Consider the following 17,419-nt stretch of genomic DNA (forward strand, 5'->3'; position numbering starts at 1 on the left):
GCATGCGCGAAGCGCGAGTCTCGAGCGCTGTTCGCGCGGCCCCCCAGGGGCCGCGCTCGAGCGCGCCAGCGCTCCAAAAACACAGCCCAATACCTTTGTGGTGCACAAAACACCGAGCGCTTTAGCCCACCATCCTCAGCACTCTAAATAACTCACCCGTCGAGGTAGATCGTCACACTCTCGATACGCGAAGAGCCCGCCGCGAAGCCCACGAACACCACCCCACCCGACTCCCCCTTCCGCACACTGACACTCACCGTCCGCCCGGCCGCGATCATCTTGTCCCACTGCATAGACCGCACCATCTCACCGAATTCCGCAGGGCCCAACGTGTCCCCCGACGCCACCCGCACACTCGCCCGCCCGAGCAACTCCTGAACCCGCCCCGAGTCCCCGCCGGCCGCCGCCACGAACAACCCCCGCACGATCCGCTTCCCGTGCCCACCCACCCCACGCAACGCCCGCATCATCCCCATCGCCCCACCCACCCCGAGCTCCCCGACCAGCTGCGCCCCGAGTTTCGCCCCCGCGAGCACACCGGCCGACCCGGTCCGCATCAACCGCGCGACCATCACCCCCAACTCCCAGTGCGCGGCGAGCCGGATGATCCGCCACCCACCATCGGACGCCACGAGGTCGTAGCGCAGATGCATCGGCACGACAACGGTCGCGCCCGTCGACATGGTCGTCTCGATGTGCAGGTCGCGCACCACCGTGTGCCCGGCGACGATGTCGCGCTCGACGCGAAAGGCGATGGTGTTGGGCGCGATGAAGACGTTGTAGAAGCGCGAGATCGCCTCGGGCCCGATGTGCGCACGCGAGCCGTAGGGGTCGTGCACCGCCGCCTGCTCAGCGAACAGCCCGACCCAGGCGGTCTTGTCGTGGGCAGCCACGGCGCGCGGGGATGCCAGCACCGCCGCCAGCAGGTCTTCAGCGGTCCGGTCGAGCGGCATCTGCGTCCTCCATTGTCGCGTTCCCCCTGCGCGATCCATGATAGAACGTGTTCTAGTTTTGCGTCGGCGATCGTGCCTGACGCCTGGACAGAGGATCTCGATGGACTGGTACACCGGGAACACGACCTACGACACGGTGCTGACCATCGCGTTCGGCTTCGCCGCGTTCGTCATCATCGGCGGGCTGTTCGCGCAGAGCCCGTACGGCCGCTTCGCCTCGAACGCGGTGGGCTTCAATCTGAACCCGAAGCTGGGCTGGTGGCTGATGGAGTTGCCCGCGACCGTGGTGTTCGCGGTGTTCTATCTGAGCGGACCCCACCGCTTCGAGCCCGTCCCGCTGGTGCTGGCCGCCATCTGGGTGCTGCACTACGGCAATCGCGGCTGGTTCTTCCCGCTGTCGATCCGGCACGTGCCGGGCAAGAAGAGCACCTTCAATGTGTCGGTGGTCGGAGCGGGCGTGTTCGTGACTGCGCTGCACGGCTACCTCAACGGCGCGTTCTTCAGCAACGACTACAAGAACCAGTACGGCACCGCCTGGCTCACCGACCCGCGTTTCCTGATTGGGCTGGTCGTGTACCTGGGCGGGTTCGCGCTGCTGGTGCGGTCGGAGTCGATCGTGCGGAATCTGCGGGACAAGAACGACCCGGGCGCCGCCGAGTACCGGGTACCGCACGGCGGCGGCTTCCGCTTCGTCAGCAGCCCGGCCTACCTCGGCGAGCTGATCGCGTGGGCCGGGTTCGCACTGCTCACCTGGTCGCTGGCGGGCGTGGCGATCTTCCTGATCACCGCGGGCAACCTGGTGCCACGCGCCTTCGCCACGCACCGCTGGTACCGCGAGAAGTTCGCCGACTACCCACCGAACCGAAAAGCCCTGATCCCCAAGCTCCTCTGACCAAACCGGCCCCCCGCACTCCCCGACCCCGAGGAGGGGACGCCGCGAAGCGGCGGTCGGCGGCCGTCCCGACGATCAGGCGCCGTGGCGTAGGCGACGAAGGAGCAAGCCACGGTGCCTGATCGTCGGGACCTCATGGGCCGCCGACTCGAGCGCGCCAGCGCTCCAATAACACAGCTCAGTTCTTGGGGAACTTCAGCTGGGACAGGTCGATGCCTTCGAGACCGGGCGGCAGCTGGTCGAGACCGGGCGGCATCTGCGAGAGATCCATCCCCGGCGGCATACCGGCGGGCATACCGGGGAACCCACCGCGCATCTTCGGCGGCGTGGGACCGCGCCCGCCCTTCTTGCCCTTCTTACCCTTCTTGGTGTTGCCGCGGCGCCCGCCGGGCAGACCCATCTGACGGCCCATCATGGCCATCATCTTCTTGGCCTCGAAGAACCGGTCGACGAGCTGGTTGACCTCGGAGACCTGCACGCCCGAACCGTTGGCGATGCGCAACCGGCGGGAGGCGTTGATGATCTTCGGGTTGTCGCGCTCGGCGGGGGTCATACCGCGGATGATGGCCTGCACGCGGTCGAGCTGCTTGTCGTCGACCGCCGCGAGCGCGTCCTTCATCTGACCCGCGCCGGGCAGCATGCCGAGCAGGTTGCCGATCGGGCCCATCTTGCGGATGGCGAGCATCTGGTCGAGGAAGTCCTCGAGGGTGAGCTCACCGCTGCCGATCTTGCGCGCGGTCTCCTCGGCCTGCTTGGCGTCGTAGACCTGTTCGGCCTGCTCGATGAGGGTGAGCACGTCGCCCATGCCGAGGATGCGCGAGGCCATCCGGTCGGGGTGGAAGACGTCGAAGTCCTCGAGCTTCTCACCGGTGGAGGCGAACATGATGGGCGCGCCGGTGACATTGCGCACCGACAGCGCGGCACCACCGCGGGCGTCACCGTCGAGCTTGGTGAGCACGACACCGGTGAAGCCGACACCGTCGCGGAAGGCCTCGGCGGTGCTCACCGCGTCCTGACCGATCATCGCGTCGAGCACGAAGAGGGTCTCGTCGGGGTTCACGGCGTCGCGGATGCCCGCGGCCTGGCGCATGAGTTCTTCGTCGATGCCGAGGCGACCGGCGGTGTCGACGATGACCACGTCGTACTGCTTCGCCTTGGCCTCTTCGATACCGCCCGCCGCGACCGCGACCGGGTCGGCGGCGGTGATACCGAGCGGGTTCTCGCCACCGCCGATGGAGGTGCCGCCGTGCGGGGCGAACACGGGCACGCCCGCGCGCTCACCGACGACCTGCAGCTGGGTGACGGCGCCGGGACGCTGGAGGTCACAGGCCACGAGCAGCGGCTGGTGACCCTGACCCTTGAGCCATTTGGCGAGCTTGCCCGCGAGGGTGGTCTTACCGGCACCCTGCAGACCGGCCAGCATGATGACCGTCGGCGGGTTCTTGGCCAGGTTGAGGCGCCGGGTCTCACCGCCGAGGATGGCGACGAGTTCCTCGTTGACGATCTTGACGACCTGCTGGGCCGGGTTGAGCGCCGCGGAGACCTCCGCGCCCTTGGCGCGTTCCTTCACATTGGCGATGAACCCGCGCACCACGGGCAGCGCCACGTCGGCTTCGAGGAGGGCGAGGCGGATCTCGCGCGCGGTGGCGTCGATGTCGGCCGGTGACAGCCGCCCCTTACCGCGCAGATCCTGCAGTGCACCGGTAAGCCGGTCGGACAGGGATTCGAACACCGATCGCGCTCCTGATCTGAAAGGGACCTCTATTGCCCTCCCAGGGTAATGGGTGTTATTCCCCGGAGCGCACGTGCGGTGGCGCGGTGCGGCGCAATTCGTGGTTCTCGATGTTGACCAGGTACACCGCCTCGCGCCCGGTGAGGCCGAGCTCACGCGAGAGCGCCTCGATCCGGTTCCACTCGGATTCGGCGGAATCGGTGTGGTGGGCGGTGGTCGAGGCGATGGTCATCGCGGCCAGGGCCTGAGCACCGGTGAGGGTGCGGCCCGGCAACCACGAAACCACCCACAGGTCACCGCCGACGCAGCGCGCGATGTGCGCGGTCGCGTCGCTGGTCATCATCGATGCGGAGACGACTTCGATAGCCACGGATCAGCTCCCCTCGAACGAGTGACAGCCGGACCTTTCGAATGCTATAGGTCGATTTTCGACTTATCGGGCAGCGAGTAACCAATACGTAGCAACCCGATAGCAATCGGTGAGTAAACCGTGTCCTAACGTTTCAGGCGTCCGAACCGATGTCGGTGGGCTGCGGCGGGGGTGCCGGGCGGGGAACCACGTCCAGAACGGCCTTTTCGATCCGTTCGCGCAGGGCGGGGCTGTCGGCGTCACCGAGTTCGAGGCAGAACGCGTCGACCACGGCCGTGCCCATCGTGACCACCTTGGCCCAGCGCACATTCGCGCCCGCCGCGGCGAACGCGCCGGCGAGCCTGCTGAGCAACCCGACCCGGTCCTCGGCGCGCAATTCCAGGATCACCTGTCCCGGTGCGGGTGCGGACTGCCAGATCAGGCGTGGCTGGGCGCGCGCGTAGCGGCCGACGGTCTCGGTCTCGCGTTTCGCCAGCGCCGCTTGCAGGTCCAGCGCACCGCTGATGGCCCGGATCAGTTCCTGGCGGAGCAGGCCCGCGTCGGGTGGGTCGCCGAACTTCGGGGTGACGACGAAGGTGTTGATCGCCGAATCGCCCACACCGCCGAGCGAGGCCGACAGCACCCGGAGCGAATGCAGCGCCAGCACGCCCGCCGCGTCGGCGAGCAGACCCGGCTCGTCGGGCGCGATGACGGTGACCACGTGGGTGTGTTTGCCCTCCCCCGCGCTCAGCGTCACATGCACACCACCGGCTTCCGCCTTGGCGACCAGGTCGGGGTCGATCGGTTCCGGTTGCGGCAGCGGCTCGCCCGCCATCACCAACCGGCACCGGCGAACCAGTTCGCCGATCAGCGAGGCCTTCCAGTCGCCCCACACACCGGGCCCCGTCGCCATCGAGTCGGCTTCGGCCAGGGCGTGCAGCAATTCGAGCAGACCCACGTCGCCGCCGAGCGCGTCGACGACGTGGCCGACGGTGGCCGGGTCGTCGAGGTCGCGCCGAGTGGCGGTATCGGGCAGCAGCAGGTGGTGGCGCACGATGGCGCTGAGAGTTCGCACGTCCGAGGGCCACAGGCCGAGCCTGCGCCCGATGTGGGTGGCCAGTTCGGCGCCGACCACGCTGTGGTCGCCGGTGCGCCCCTTGCCGATGTCGTGCAGCAGGGCGCCGAGGATCAGCAGATCGGGGCGGGCCACGCGGGTGCTGAGGCCGGTGGCGTAGGCGACGGTTTCCATGAGGTGGCGGTCGACGGTCCAGGTGTGCAGCGCGTCGCGCGGGGGCAGGTCGCGGACCGCACCCCATTCGGGAAAGAGCCTGCCCCACAAGCCTGTTCGGTCCAGGGCCTCCACCGCGTCGATCGCGCCTCGGCCCGCGCCGAGCAGCACGAGCAGGTCGTCGAGTGCGTCCTTGGGCCAGGGTTCGCGCAGTTCGGGGGCGTCTTCGGAGAGCCGGTTGAGGGTGGTCGCCGACATCGGCAGCCCGGTCTGGGCCGAGGCGGCGGCGACACGCAGGATCAGGCCGGGGTCGCGTTGCGGGCGGGCGTCGCGGGCGAGGACCACCTCCCCGGCGTGCTCGACCACGTCCTCGTCGAGCGGACGCCGCACCGGGAGGCGGCGCAGCCGGGCCAGTCCGCGCCGTGGCAGCGCGTTCGCGGCGGTGCGCAGACCCACGTCGGTCGAATAGCTCACCGTGCGTGCCGAATCGGTGAGGGTGCGGGCCAGGTCGAAACGGTCGCCGATGCGCAGGGCGGCACCGATCTCGTCAGCGTCCTGTGCGCGTAACTGGTCGCGGGCGCGACCTGCCACCCGATGCAGTTCGGTGCGCACGTCGAGCAGGCGGCGGTGCGCCTGCTTCAGACCACCACCGGGCACGTCCGGCCCCAAACCCGGCATGGCGTCGGTCAATTGGGCGATGGCGAGGGCGTCGAGCAGCTGGATGTCGCGCAGCCCGCCGCGACCGTTCTTCAGATCGGGTTCGGCGCGGTGGGCGATCTCGCCGCTGCGCTGCCAGCGGGCGTTCGCCTGGGCGATGAGACCATCGAAGCGGGAACGGATGCCGGTGCGCCATTCCCGGCGCACCCCGCCGATCAGCAGATTGCTCAGGTCCTCGTCGCCGACGATGTGGCGGGCCTCGAGCAGACCGAGCGCGGCGATGGTGTCGTCGGCGGCCACCCGCAGCGCCTGCGGCACCGTGCGCACGCTGTGGTCGAGTTTGATGTGGGCGTCCCACAGGGGGTACCAGAGCTGGTCGGCCACCTCGGCCACCACGGCTTGGTCGACCCCGTCGTGCAGCAGGACGAGATCGAGATCGGAGTATGGCAGCATCTCGCGCCTGCCGAGCCCGCCGACGGCCACCAGAGCCAGCCCACTGTCGGAGGTGATGCCGAGTTCGTTGCCCTTACTGGTGAGCCACAGGTCGAACAGGTCGACCAGCGCGGCCCGCAGAGCCTGTGGATCGAGCCGCGGATTGCGGGTGCCCGCTCCCTCGAGCAGCGCCGCTCTGGCCTTCACCAGGTCGGCCGCCGCGTTGTTCTGTGTTCCACCCTTGCGCTGTTCCACTGCCCCACCACCCATTCATGCGGGCGGCCCCGCCCCGACCGAATCCGGTAGGAGCGGGGCCGCTCGATCGTTCGCCGTGCGACTGCGGCGAATTACAGTGCGTCGGTACCGCGTTCGCCGGTGCGGACCCGGATGATCGTGTCCACCGGGGTCACCCACACCTTGCCGTCACCGATCTTGCCGGTGCGCGAGGCCTCGACGATCACCTCGACGACCTTCTCCACCGAGGCATCGTCGACGACGACCTCGACGCGCACCTTCGGCACGAAGTCGACGGAGTACTCCGCACCTCGGTAGACCTCGGTGTGCCCCTTCTGGCGGCCGTAGCCCTGGACTTCGCTGACGGTCATGCCGAGCACGCCTGCCTGTTCCAGCCCGGTCTTGACGTCTTCGAGCGTGAACGGTTTGACGATTGCCGTAACCAGTTTCATGTTCGTCATGCCTCCTTGACGAGCGAGCGTGCCGTGCCACCCACAGCAGCGAAATCGTAAGCGGTTTCCGCGTGCTCGGACTCGTCGAGGCCCGCGGCCTCGGACTCTTCACTGGCGCGCAGGCCGATCGTGAACTTGATCGCGTACGCGATGACGGCCGTGGCGACCAGCGAGTAGGCCAGAACCACGAAGGCACCGACAGCCTGCAGCTTCAACTGCTCGACCCCACCACCGTAGAACAAGCCGGCGACGCCCGCCGGGGCTTCGCTGGTAGCGACGAGACCGACCATCAGGGTGCCGACCAGACCACCGACCAGGTGGACGCCGACCACGTCGAGCGAGTCGTCGAAGCCGAAGCGGAACTTCAGGCCGACGGCGAGGGCACACAGCGCACCGGAGACGACACCGATGGCCAGGGCGCCGATCACGTTCACCGAGGAACACGCCGGGGTGATGGCGACCAGACCCGCGACGATGCCCGAGGCGGCGCCGAGGGAGGTGGGGTGACCGTCGCGGATCTTCTCCACGAGCAGCCAGGCCATCATCGCGGCGGCGGTGGCGATGGTCGTGGTGAGGAAGGTGGCGCCGGCGATGCCGTTGGCGCCGAGGGCCGAACCGGCGTTGAAGCCGTACCAGCCGAACCACAGCAGACCGGCACCGAGCATCACGAACGGCAGGTTGTGCGGACGGAACGGGGTCTTGGGCCAGCCCTTGCGCTTGCCGAGGATCAGGCACAGCACCAGACCGGCGGCGCCGGCGTTGATGTGGACCGCGGTGCCACCGGCGAAGTCGATGGCCTTGAGGTTGTTGGCGATCCAGCCGCCCGCCTCGGCGGTGTAGCCGTCGAAGGCGAACACCCAGTGCGCGACGGGGAAGTAGACGACGGTGGCCCAGATTCCGGCAAAGACGAGCCACGAACCGAACTTCAGGCGGTCGGCGACCGCACCCGAGATGAGGGCGACCGTGATGATCGCGAACATGAGCTGGAAGGCCACGAAGACCGTGAGCGGGATACCCGAGGTGATCGGGGCCGTCGGGTCCTCCGGGGTCGCGGTGAACAGCGGGATGCCCGGGGAATCGGCGGCGGTGCCACCGAAGATGCTCTTCAGACCGAAGTACTGGAGCGGGTCACCGACCAGGTTGCCCTTGTCCTCGCCGAACGCCATGGAGAACCCGTATAGACACCACAGGACGGTGACGAGCCCCATGGCCGAGACGCTCATCATGATCATGTTCAGCACGTTCTTGCCACGGACCATGCCGCCGTAGAAGAACGCCAAACCCGGCGTCATCAACAGCACGAGCGCTGCCGACGCCAGCATCCAAGCGGTATCACCGGTATCCGGTGTACCGATCAATGGAAATGCCACCTTGTCTTCCTCCTCATCTCGGGCCTCGCCGATGACGGCAAAAGGACCTGTACAGAAGGGTCGCGACTTGGTGTTTCATCCGTTGAGCTGTGGTGTTTCACCTGCGTGAACGGATCGGCCACTTGTGTTGCCACCAGGTTTCGCGAGTTTCGCCACAGCTTGGCAGCTCACCGTGAGGTCGACACGCAGGTGCGGTTTGCCGCCCGTTCGCGCGGCGGGTCGCCGGTGCGCACCTGCCCTGGACACAGCACTGCCCGCCCGGTTCGCGGCGGCCGGGCGGGCAGTGTCGTAGTGCTAGGAAGTGCCGCCGAGCAGGGCGTCGACGAAGGCGCTCGGCTCGAACGGGGCCAGATGGTCGGCGCCCTCGCCCAGGCCGACGAGCTTCACCGGAACGCCGAGTTCGTGCTGCACCTGGAAGACGATGCCGCCCTTGGCGGTGCCGTCGAGTTTGGTGAGCACCACACCGGTGATGTCGACGACGTCGGCGAAGACGCGCGCCTGCATCAGGCCGTTCTGGCCGACGGTGGCGTCGAGGACCAGCAGCACCTCGTCGACCTCGGCCTTCTTCTCCACCACGCGCTTGACCTTGCCGAGTTCGTCCATCAGGCCGGTCTTGGTGTGCAGGCGACCCGCGGTGTCGATGAGCACCGCGTCGACACCGCGATCGATGCCCGCGGTCACCGCGTCGAAGGCGACGGCGGCGGGGTCGGCGGCTTCCTTGCCGCGCACGGTCTCGGCCCCGACCCGTTCGCCCCAGGTCTGCAGCTGGTCGGCGGCGGCGGCGCGGAAGGTGTCGGCGGCGCCGAGCAGGACCCGGCGGCCGTCGGCGACGAGCACGCGGGCGAGCTTGCCGGTTGTGGTGGTCTTGCCGGTGCCGTTCACGCCGACGACCAGCAGGATGGCCGGTTTGTCGCCGTGCGGCAACGCGTGGATGGACCGATCGAGCTCGGGGCGCAGCGCCTCGATGAGCACGTCGCGCAGGGCGGCGCGGGCCTGTTCGGGGGTGCGCACGCTGCGCGCGGCCATCTCCTCGCGCAGGCGGGTGACGATGGCGGCGGTGCTCGCGGTGCCGATGTCGGCGAGGACGAGGGTGTCCTCGATCTCCTCCCAGGAGTCCTCGTCGAGGTCACCACCGCCGAGCAGGCCGAGCAGGCTCTTGCCGACGGCGTTCTGCGAGCGGGCGAGGCGACCGCGCAGGCGGACGAGGCGACCGGTGGTCGGGTCGATCTCCTCGATCTCGGTGGCGACCTCGGGCTGGGCCGGCGCGGTGCTCGGCGCTTCGGGTGCCGGAGCGGGAGTGACAGGTGGCGCGGTGTCCGCCGGGGTGACCTTCGGCGCGGGCGCGGTCTTCGGCGTCTCGATCGGCGCGACCTCGGTAGGCGCGTCGGTCGTCGGCGCGGTGTCGGTAGGCGCGGTTTCGGCGGGCGGGGCCGTCGTGGATGTGGTGTCCGGCGCGGGTTCGGTTGGCGCTACCGGAGTCGTGAGCGAGGAGGCGTCGTCCGGGACGACCACCGGCTCCTCGACCGACACGTCGCCCTCGGGCAGCGGCACATCGGTGATATTGCGGCGCGGGGCATCGCGGGGGACGGCGGCGTCGTCACCGACGTGCGGTTGCCCCTCGGTGTCGGTGCGCTCGACGCGCGGCAGGGGTTCCGGACGCGGCGCGGTAGCCGTCGACCCGCCCTGGGTGAAACTGAATCCGCCGGATGCCGTGTAACCACCGGAGCGGTCCGTCAACTCCTTGTCCGGCTCGGGCGGCGCCAGCGAAATCTGGCGGCGCTTGTACAGGACGAAACCCGCGACGAGCGCCACCAGCAGCACGGCGGCGATCGCGGCGATCAGGATCCACGCTTGCGAACTCACTCGGCCGAGTCTATTCGGCTGCCTCGTCGCGGCACGTCGGCGGCGTCGTCCCGGCGGGTCGGGCGCGGGTTTCGGCGGTGTTCGCCGATCGGCGGAAACACTACAGATTCGTTGTCCTGCGGAACTTCTGGCGTTTCACCCATAGGATCGGCGGAGTGACCGATCGAAACGTGCTTGGGGGGCCGCTGGAAGAGTGCGGCACCGATCCTCTCACGGGCTTCTACCGGGACGGCTGCTGCAGCACCGGTCCGGAGGATCTCGGCAGCCACACCGTGTGCACCGTGGTGACGGCGGAATTCCTGGAACATCAGGCATCCATCGGCAACGACCTCAGCACCCCGCGCCCGGAGAACAACTTCCCCGGCCTGCAGCCGGGCGACCGTTGGTGCGTGGTTGCGGTCCGGTGGCTGCACGCCCACGAGGACGGTGTCGCCGCGCCGGTGGTCCTGGCCGCGACCCACGAGAATGCCCTCGAGGTCATCTCGATGGACATCCTGCGCAAATACGCCGTCGACGTCCCCGACGACGTCAGCGACCTGCTGTAGACGCTCACGCGCGGCGCAGCCGCGGGGAGTTCGACGAGCTGCGGAGCCGGTGGGCTTTCTGACGGCAGGCCGGGGAACAGTAGCGAGCCGGTCTGCCGACCGCCGGCCGGTGGACCGGTGCTCGGCAGACGGGGCACGGCGCCGGACTTTCGCTACTTCTCGCCGTTTCGTCACGGTCGGTTTTCGCGAGTTCCGTTACGGCTGAGGACGGCGTCCGCAGGGCGTCGAGGATGAGCGCGACGGCGGGTGCGACGGGCTCGCCGGCCTGCCGATGCCGTTGGATCGCAACACATCCGGTGAAGATGTCCAGCACGTCGGTGACGGTCACCTCCGCGCGGACCGCGCCCTGACGCTGGGCCGCGACGAGCAGCGCACCGAGGGCACGGTGGAAACGCTCGCCCGCGCCACGAAGCAGCGCGCGCGGCCAGCCGTCGTCGGATTGCACCAGGTCGCACAGGTCTTTGTTGCCCGGCGTCGTCACGATCACATGGGTGCACAGGGCGAAGAAGGCCGCTCCGGGGTCCGGATCGGTCAGGTGTCCGGCGGCCAGCGCCGCCAGCCCGTCGACCCGCTCCTGCATGACCGCTTCCAGAAGCGCGGTCTTCGTGGGGAAATGGCGGTGGACAGTGCCCGCGCCGACACCGGCGCGGCGGGCCACCTCCATCAGCGAGACGCTGGTGCCGCGTTCGGCCAAGGCGCGCTGAGCGGCCGCCAGGATCAGCGCCCGATTGCGGCGCGCGTCGGCCCGCACCGCCGGTTCCGTACCGTCTCGGACCGTCATTTCGTTACGCCTTCCCCACTTCGGACGTGGCATACCCGGTCGGCGCACCCGTACCGTCCGCAATACGGGTCGACCGACCCGATTGTAGACACAGGATCGATCACGAAACGGAGTTCCTCCGCCATGACGTCAGCACTTCCCGTCCTGATCACCGGCGCCACCGGCAAGCAGGGTGGCGTCACCGCCCGCAGGCTGCTCGCCGACGGCCACCGGGTTCGCGCGCTCGTGCGTGACCCGCAGTCCCCCGCCGCTCGCGACCTGGCCGAGGTGGGTGCCGAACTGGTCGTCGGCGACTTCGACGACCCCGCCTCGCTGCGCGTCGCGGCGAAGGGCACTCGGGCCGTATTCCTCGTCCCGCCCGCCGACTACGGGCCGAGCGGGTGGACCGCGGGTGACGAAGCCCGCCGCGGTATCGCCATGATCGAGGCGGCCCGCGCTGCCGAAGTCGACCAGATCGTGTTCTCCGGAATCGCCACCATGGGCCCGGCCGAGTCGTGGGGTCAGGAGGGCAAGCGCCGGATCGAGGACGCGATCCGCGCGGCGGGGCCGCGCTACACCCTGTTGCGGCCGGTGCGGTTCATGGAGAACTACCTGATGCACGGCTCGCCGGTGGACGGCATCCGGGCAGGTGGGGAGCACCGCCACCTGTTCCCGGCCGACCGCCCGTTGCAGATGATCGCGCTCGACGACATCGCCGCCTTCGCCGCGCTCGCGTTCGCGGACCCGGACGGTTGGCACGGTCGTGAACTGGAGCTGGCGGGCGAGGCGATCACGCCCATCGAGGCGGCCGCCGCCATCGCGGTCGCCACCGGCCGGCCGATCCACTACCGCGAGGTCACCGAAGCCGAGGCCGAGGCGATCGGACCCCAGCTCGCCGACACCTGGCGGCTCATCCGCGAAACCGGTGGCTGGCACGCCGATCTAACTGCCCTGCGCGCCCTCCACCCGGGCCTGACGAGTCTGCCGGACTGGCTGGCCCGCGGCGGCGCCGACCGCATCGCCGCCCAGCTGGACGTGACGACGTGATCGTCAGGCCGGAGCGGACGCCTCGACCGGGGCGGCGGAACGGGTGAGCCGCTGGGAGATCACCTGGGTGATGCCGTCGCCGCGCATACTCACGCCGTAGAGAGCGTCGGCGATCTCCATGGTCGGCTTCTGGTGGGTGATGACGATCAGTTGGCTCTTCTCCCGCAGCTGTTCGAACAGGCCGATGAGGCGGCGCAGGTTGGTGTCGTCCAGGGCGGCCTCCACCTCGTCCATCACATAGAACGGGGACGGGCGGGCGCGGAAGATGGCGACCAGCAGCGCCACGGCGGTCAGCGACTTCTCGCCACCGGAGAGCAGCGACAGCCGTTTGACCTTCTTGCCCGGCGGCCGGGCCTCGACCTCGATGCCGGTGGTGAGCATGTCGGACGGGTCGGTGAGCACGAGTCGGCCCTCGCCGCCGGGGAACAACTTCGCGAACACCCCGACGAATTCGCGCTCCACGTCGGCGTAGGCCTCGGTGAAGACCTGCAGGATGCGGGCGTCGACCTCGGCGACCACATCCAGGAGGTCCTTGCGGGCGTTCTTGACGTCTTCGAGCTGGGTGGCGAGGAAGTTGTAGCGTTCCTCGAGGGCCGCGAACTCTTCCAGCGCAAGGGGATTCACCTTGCCGAGGGTGGCGAGGTCCTTCTCGGCGCGTTTGGCGCGGCGCTCCTGGGTGGCGCGGTCGTAGGGCATCGGCTGCGGCGCGGTGACCTGCTCGCCGCGCTCCTTGGCGTCCTCGTATTCCTGCATCTCCAGCGCCGACGGCGGCAACGGCACATCGGGACCGTATTCGGCGACCAGATCGGCCAGCGCGATGCCGAACTGTTCGGAGATGGTGGTCTCGAGCTGTTCGATGCGCAGCGCCGCTTGGGCTTTGGCCACCTCGTCGCGGTGCACGGCGTCGGTGAGCTGGGCCAGCTGGGTGTTGAGGGCGCGCGCCCGTTCCTTGACCTGCTCCACGGCCGAGGCGACTTCCCCACGGCGCCGGACCAATTCGTCACGCCGGGCGGCGGCCGCGGCCACCACCTGCTCGAGTTCCTTCGCGATCTCGGCACCGGACTCGGCCACCGCCGCCGCGACGGCGGCCGCCTGCCTGCGCGCGGCCTGGGCCCGCTCGGCCCGCGCCCGCGCCTCCCGCTCGGCACGCGCGGCGCGACGCAACGAATCCGCTTTGCCCCGAACGGATTCCGCCCGCTCCTCAGCGGTCCGCACCGCCAGCCGTGCCTCGACCTCCATGGTCCGTGCCTCGGCGAGCGCGGCGGCGGCTTCCTCGCGGGCCCGCCCGGCGGTCTCGGTTCCGGCGGTGCCGTAGCTGTCGTCGCTGTCGTCGTGCTCGGTTTCGGCGTGGCGCAGCCGGTCCTCGAGCTCGGCGAGGGAGGCGAGGGACTTCTCCCTGGTCGCTTCGGCCTCGGCGCGCTGGGCGGTGAGCCGTTCGCCCTCGGTCTGCGCGGCGCGCGCGGTCTGGCCCACCCGGGCGAGCCGGTCGTAGATGGCCAGCAGCGCCTGATCGGATTCGTGCAGCGCCATCAGCGCGTGGTCGGCGGCCTCTTTGCGATCGGTCTGCTCGGCGAGCGCACCGGCCAGCGCGGCCTCTAGCTCTTCGGCCCGGCGCTGCGCGGCAGCCAGTTCGGCGGTGGCGGCGTCGATGTCGGCTTGGATCTCGAGCTGACTCGGCATCCGCTCGGAACCGCCGATGACCCACCCCGACCCGGCCAGATCACCGTCACGGGTGACGACCCGCAGTTCCGGTCGCTCAGCGGCCAGCGCCGTGGCAGCTGCCAGATCGTCGACGACTACAACACCTGCGGTGAGCGCGGCCAACGCGGACCGCACCTGCGCGGCACCGTCGACGACATCAGCGAGCCACCTGGCCCCTCCGGGCAGCGGCGCACGCTCGGCGTCTGCCGAGAGCGCACCACCTCGACCCGACCCCACCGAACTACTCCCGGCATCGGCAAGAGCGCGCGTCACAGTCTCGCCCGCCGACGAGCCGCTCGCAGCAGCGGACGAGGCCGAACTCGCGGTGGCGAAGACGAATGCCACCCGACCACCGTCACCCGCTCGCAGCTCACGCACAGCCGCATCGGCGGCCGCGGCGGTCTCGGCGGTGATCGCGTCGGCCAGCGGGCCGAGCAAGGCGGCGAGGGCGGCTTCGAATCCCGCTTCCACGCGCAGCAGGCCCGACAGCCGGTCGCCGACGCCGCTCACACCGTGTTCGAGCAACCAGGCGGCGCCGTCCTTGCGGGCCAGGTTCATCTCGAGCGCTTCGATGCGGGCACCGAGCCGGGCGACGAGTTTGCTCGCCTCGCGGTCCTGCTCGCGCAGTTCACGCACCCGTTCGTCGGCCAATTCCAAGGCGGCGACGGCGTGTTCGTGCTGGGCGTCGAGCCCCTTCTCCCCCGCGTCGAGTTCGCCGAGTTCGTCCTGCACGGTGTCGTATTCGGCCTGGGCGGCCTCGCCGCGGTGCCGGGCATCGGCGATGGCGACCGAGAGCCGCGCGATCTCGGCATCAACGGACTGCGCACGGGTGCGCAGGTTCTCCACCTGACCCGACAGCCTGGCCAGCCCTTCGCGGCGGTCGGCGATGGCCCGCACGGCAGCCAGGTGTGCCTGCTCGGCGGCCTTCGCGGCGTGTTCGCGATCGGCGAGCGCTTCCCGCGCGGCCTCGAGCGTTTCGGCCGCCATCTCCACGGCGTAGCGCAGTTCGGCTTCCTCGGCCTCGATCCGGTCGGCCTCGGCCTCGAGCTGGTCGGGGTCGCGGCCGGTGCCCACGGGTGCCTCGGTGTGCAGGTTGCGGGCTCGATCGGCGGCGATGCGGATGGTCGCGTTGACGCGCTCGGCCAGCGCGGAGAGCTGGAACCAGGTCTGCGCGGCCGCCTCGGCGCTCGGGCTCAGCCGCGACAACTGGAACTCCTGCTGCGCGAGCGCCGCATTGGCGGCGTCGAGCTCGGACTGCACGTTGATCTGCTGCTCGCGCGCGTAGGCCTCTTTGCTCAGCTGCGACTCGAGTTCGCCGCGCCGGGTCACGAGGTCGTCGGCGGCCAGGCGCAGGCGGGCGTCGCGCAGGTCGGCCTGCACGGTCTGGGCGCGGCGGGCCACCTCGGCCTGTCGGCTGAGCGGTTTGAGCTGGCGGCGCAGTTCGGTGGTGAGGTCGGTGAGGCGGGCGAGATTGGCCTGCATGGCGTCGAGCTTGCGGACCGCCTTCTCCTTGCGCCTGCGGTGCTTGAGCACGCCAGCGGCCTCTTCGACGAACGCGCGCCGGTCCTCGGGCCGCGACTCGAGAATCGCCGAGAGCTGACCCTGTCCGACGATCACGTGCATCTCACGCCCGATGCCGGAGTCCGACAGCAGTTCCTGCACATCCATCAGACGGCAACTGCTGCCGTTGATCTCGTATTCGCCCGCGCCGTCGCGGAACATCCGGCGGGTGATGGACACCTCGGCGTAGTCGATGGGCAACGCGCCGTCGGAGTTGTCGATCGTCAGCGTCACCTCGGCACGCCCGAGGGCGGCACGTCCGCTGGTCCCGGCGAAGATGACGTCCTGCATCTTGCCGCCGCGCAGCGCCTTGGCGCCCTGCTCGCCCATCACCCAGGTGAGCGCGTCGACGACATTGGACTTGCCCGACCCGTTGGGCCCGACGACACAGGTGATACCGGGTTCGAAGCGCAACGTGGTTGCGGACGCGAAAGACTTGAACCCTTTCAGCGTCAAGCTCTTCAGATGCAACGCCACCCGCCTCTCCGGGAGTTCTGGCCAGACCTAGGTGCGAGAGGGCAAGACACGCGGCCTGCGGTTGGAACATCGCACCGGGCTGTGTTGCCGCCCGTGTGCTCGCGTGAGCCTATCCGATCGCCGTCGTGGCGCCGTGAACCTCCGGCCGGTCGGTGGACGAAGGGTTGACATTACACAGTGGAGGGTGGACGCTTGGTACCAGCAGATCACTGTGTTTGGTGAACGAGAGGTTGTCGGTATGGACATCACCCCCGGCACGCGCGCGTCCGATGCCGAGCGCAATGCGATCGTGGCCCAGCTGAGCACCCACCTGGCCGACGGCAGACTCGATCTGGCCGAGTACGACCAGCGCGTCGCGAAGGTCTACGCGACCACCACCCGCGACGACCTCGCACTCGTGCTGTCGGACCTCCCGGCCCTCCCGGACAAGCAGCCCGCCACCCCGCCGAAGCAGGCGCCGCGCATCCCCGTGTGGCAGCGCATCGAAGCGGGCAGCTGGCTCGGTGTGAGCATCATCGTGCTGGTCATCTGGGGCCTGATCTCGCTGACCGCAGGCGAACTCACCTACTTCTGGCCGATGTGGGTGATCGGCCCGTGGGGCGCGGTCCTGCTGTTCCGCGTGGTCACCGGCTGGGAGGCCCAGCCGGGCTCGGCCACCCACCTGCGTCAGCTACAGAAGCAGATGAAGCACATCAACCCGCACTAGAGGATCGCGAAGGCCACCACCAGGCCGAGGGCGAAGTGGGCGGCGGCCACGACGAGGACCTCGGGGGTGTAGGTGTCGGCGTGCAGGGTGCGGCCGATGTCGATGCCGGTGACCTTCTCGACCACGCGCACCGAGATCACCTGCGCGACGATGCCGACCAGACCGAACACGACCGCCGTGATCAGCCCCTGCGTCAGCTTGGCGCCCGGATCGGTGGCCAGCACCGCGAACACGACGATGAACGCCATGCTGATCATGCCCGCGGCCGAGACGATGATCGCGTTGGGCTTGCCCGCGATCACCAGGTCGCGCAGCTTGCCGGGGGTGGTCAGGTCGATGGCGAAGAAGCCGATCAGCATCAGTACCAGGCCGATCAGGCAGTACAGGATGATGGCGCCGACGCCTTCACCGAGCGCACTCCAATAACCCGATTCCAGGGCGAGGGCGGTCATCGTGGTCCT

At 69.5% G+C, this 17,419-nt stretch carries 14 protein-coding genes; 4 read left to right on the forward strand and 10 right to left on the reverse strand.

From position 1 onward, the window contains the following. Positions 1 to 152: 152 nt before the first annotated feature. Positions 153 to 953 carry a nuclear transport factor 2 family protein gene (locus AB0I19_RS19535; RefSeq protein ID WP_357150424.1) on the reverse strand — a complete coding sequence of 267 codons (801 nt, stop codon included), beginning with the start codon at positions 951 to 953 and terminating at the stop codon, positions 153 to 155. Positions 954 to 1,053: 100 nt separating this feature from the next. Between AB0I19_RS19535 and AB0I19_RS19540 the strand changes: the two genes are divergently transcribed. Beyond that, complete coding sequence (locus tag AB0I19_RS19540) at positions 1,054 to 1,845, forward strand: 3-oxo-5-alpha-steroid 4-dehydrogenase (RefSeq protein ID WP_357150425.1); 792 nt, start codon at positions 1,054 to 1,056, stop codon at positions 1,843 to 1,845. A 178-nt stretch (positions 1,846 to 2,023) separates the two neighbouring features. Here AB0I19_RS19540 and ffh read toward each other — a convergent pair whose 3' ends face one another. The 6 genes from ffh to ftsY all read right to left on the reverse strand — a co-directional run bounded on the left by ffh (position 2,024) and on the right by ftsY (position 10,162). Next, entirely contained in the window at positions 2,024 to 3,577 is a 1,554-nt protein-coding gene (ffh, locus tag AB0I19_RS19545; protein WP_067493421.1) for a signal recognition particle protein, read from the reverse strand. Positions 3,578 to 3,632: 55 nt separating this feature from the next. Further along, positions 3,633 to 3,947 (reverse strand): hypothetical protein, encoded by a 315-nt coding sequence (locus AB0I19_RS19550; RefSeq protein WP_225279181.1) that lies wholly within the window; start codon positions 3,945 to 3,947, stop codon positions 3,633 to 3,635. A 133-nt stretch (positions 3,948 to 4,080) separates the two neighbouring features. Then, positions 4,081 to 6,498 (reverse strand): [protein-PII] uridylyltransferase, encoded by a 2,418-nt coding sequence (locus AB0I19_RS19555; RefSeq protein ID WP_357150426.1) that lies wholly within the window; start codon positions 6,496 to 6,498, stop codon positions 4,081 to 4,083. A 92-nt stretch (positions 6,499 to 6,590) separates the two neighbouring features. Next, the gene (locus AB0I19_RS19560) at positions 6,591 to 6,929 is read right to left on the reverse strand and encodes a P-II family nitrogen regulator (RefSeq protein ID WP_067493492.1); all 339 of its coding nucleotides are present in this window, start codon (positions 6,927 to 6,929) and stop codon (positions 6,591 to 6,593) included. 5 nt (positions 6,930 to 6,934) lie between these two features. After that, positions 6,935 to 8,299, reverse strand: coding sequence for an ammonium transporter (locus AB0I19_RS19565; RefSeq protein ID WP_067493415.1), 1,365 nt, complete (start codon positions 8,297 to 8,299; stop codon positions 6,935 to 6,937). A 294-nt stretch (positions 8,300 to 8,593) separates the two neighbouring features. Continuing rightward, on the reverse strand, positions 8,594 to 10,162 hold the full coding sequence (ftsY, locus tag AB0I19_RS19570) for a signal recognition particle-docking protein FtsY (protein ID WP_357150427.1): 1,569 nt from the start codon (positions 10,160 to 10,162) through the stop codon (positions 8,594 to 8,596). Between the two features lie 155 nt (positions 10,163 to 10,317). Here ftsY and AB0I19_RS19575 point away from each other — a divergent pair, with 155 nt between their 5' ends. After that, entirely contained in the window at positions 10,318 to 10,707 is a 390-nt protein-coding gene (locus AB0I19_RS19575; protein ID WP_019048221.1) for a DUF2237 domain-containing protein, read from the forward strand. 4 nt (positions 10,708 to 10,711) lie between these two features. On the opposite strand, the gene AB0I19_RS19580 is transcribed toward AB0I19_RS19575, so the two are convergent. Further along, a complete protein-coding gene (locus AB0I19_RS19580; RefSeq protein WP_357150428.1) occupies positions 10,712 to 11,488 on the reverse strand; it encodes a helix-turn-helix domain-containing protein in 777 nt (258 codons plus the stop codon). 123 nt (positions 11,489 to 11,611) lie between these two features. Here AB0I19_RS19580 and AB0I19_RS19585 point away from each other — a divergent pair, with 123 nt between their 5' ends. After that, positions 11,612 to 12,514 carry an NmrA family NAD(P)-binding protein gene (locus tag AB0I19_RS19585; protein ID WP_357150429.1) on the forward strand — a complete coding sequence of 301 codons (903 nt, stop codon included), beginning with the start codon at positions 11,612 to 11,614 and terminating at the stop codon, positions 12,512 to 12,514. Positions 12,515 to 12,517: 3 nt separating this feature from the next. Here the strand turns inward: AB0I19_RS19585 and AB0I19_RS19590 are convergent, their stop codons facing one another. After that, positions 12,518 to 16,246 carry an AAA family ATPase gene (locus AB0I19_RS19590; RefSeq protein WP_357150601.1) on the reverse strand — a complete coding sequence of 1,243 codons (3,729 nt, stop codon included), beginning with the start codon at positions 16,244 to 16,246 and terminating at the stop codon, positions 12,518 to 12,520. A gap of 244 nt (positions 16,247 to 16,490) precedes the next feature. On the opposite strand from AB0I19_RS19590, the gene AB0I19_RS19595 reads away from it, so the two are divergent. Beyond that, positions 16,491 to 16,958 (forward strand): DUF1707 domain-containing protein, encoded by a 468-nt coding sequence (locus AB0I19_RS19595; protein WP_357150430.1) that lies wholly within the window; start codon positions 16,491 to 16,493, stop codon positions 16,956 to 16,958. On the opposite strand, the gene AB0I19_RS19600 is transcribed toward AB0I19_RS19595, so the two are convergent. Continuing rightward, complete coding sequence (locus AB0I19_RS19600; protein ID WP_357150431.1) at positions 16,955 to 17,410, reverse strand: DUF350 domain-containing protein; 456 nt, start codon at positions 17,408 to 17,410, stop codon at positions 16,955 to 16,957. The genes AB0I19_RS19595 and AB0I19_RS19600 overlap by 4 nt on opposite strands. Positions 17,411 to 17,419 lie beyond the last annotated feature (9 nt).

This window comes from Nocardia sp. NPDC050413 (genome assembly GCF_040655475.1).
GTDB lineage: Bacteria > Actinomycetota > Actinomycetes > Mycobacteriales > Mycobacteriaceae > Nocardia > Nocardia coubleae.

Excerpts from the sequence above, each read along its gene's own strand:
- AB0I19_RS19585 (WP_357150429.1), top strand. The coding sequence starts at position 11,612 with ATGACGTCAGCACTTCCCGTCCTGATCACCGGCGCCACCGGCAAGCAG.
- AB0I19_RS19540 (WP_357150425.1), top strand. The coding sequence starts at position 1,054 with ATGGACTGGTACACCGGGAACACGACCTACGACACGGTGCTGACCATC.
- AB0I19_RS19560 (WP_067493492.1), bottom strand. The coding sequence starts at position 6,929 with ATGAAACTGGTTACGGCAATCGTCAAACCGTTCACGCTCGAAGACGTC.
- AB0I19_RS19595 (WP_357150430.1), top strand. The coding sequence starts at position 16,491 with ATGGACATCACCCCCGGCACGCGCGCGTCCGATGCCGAGCGCAATGCG.
- AB0I19_RS19580 (WP_357150428.1), bottom strand. The coding sequence starts at position 11,488 with ATGACGGTCCGAGACGGTACGGAACCGGCGGTGCGGGCCGACGCGCGC.
- AB0I19_RS19600 (WP_357150431.1), bottom strand. The coding sequence starts at position 17,410 with ATGACCGCCCTCGCCCTGGAATCGGGTTATTGGAGTGCGCTCGGTGAA.
- AB0I19_RS19535 (WP_357150424.1), bottom strand. The coding sequence starts at position 953 with ATGCCGCTCGACCGGACCGCTGAAGACCTGCTGGCGGCGGTGCTGGCA.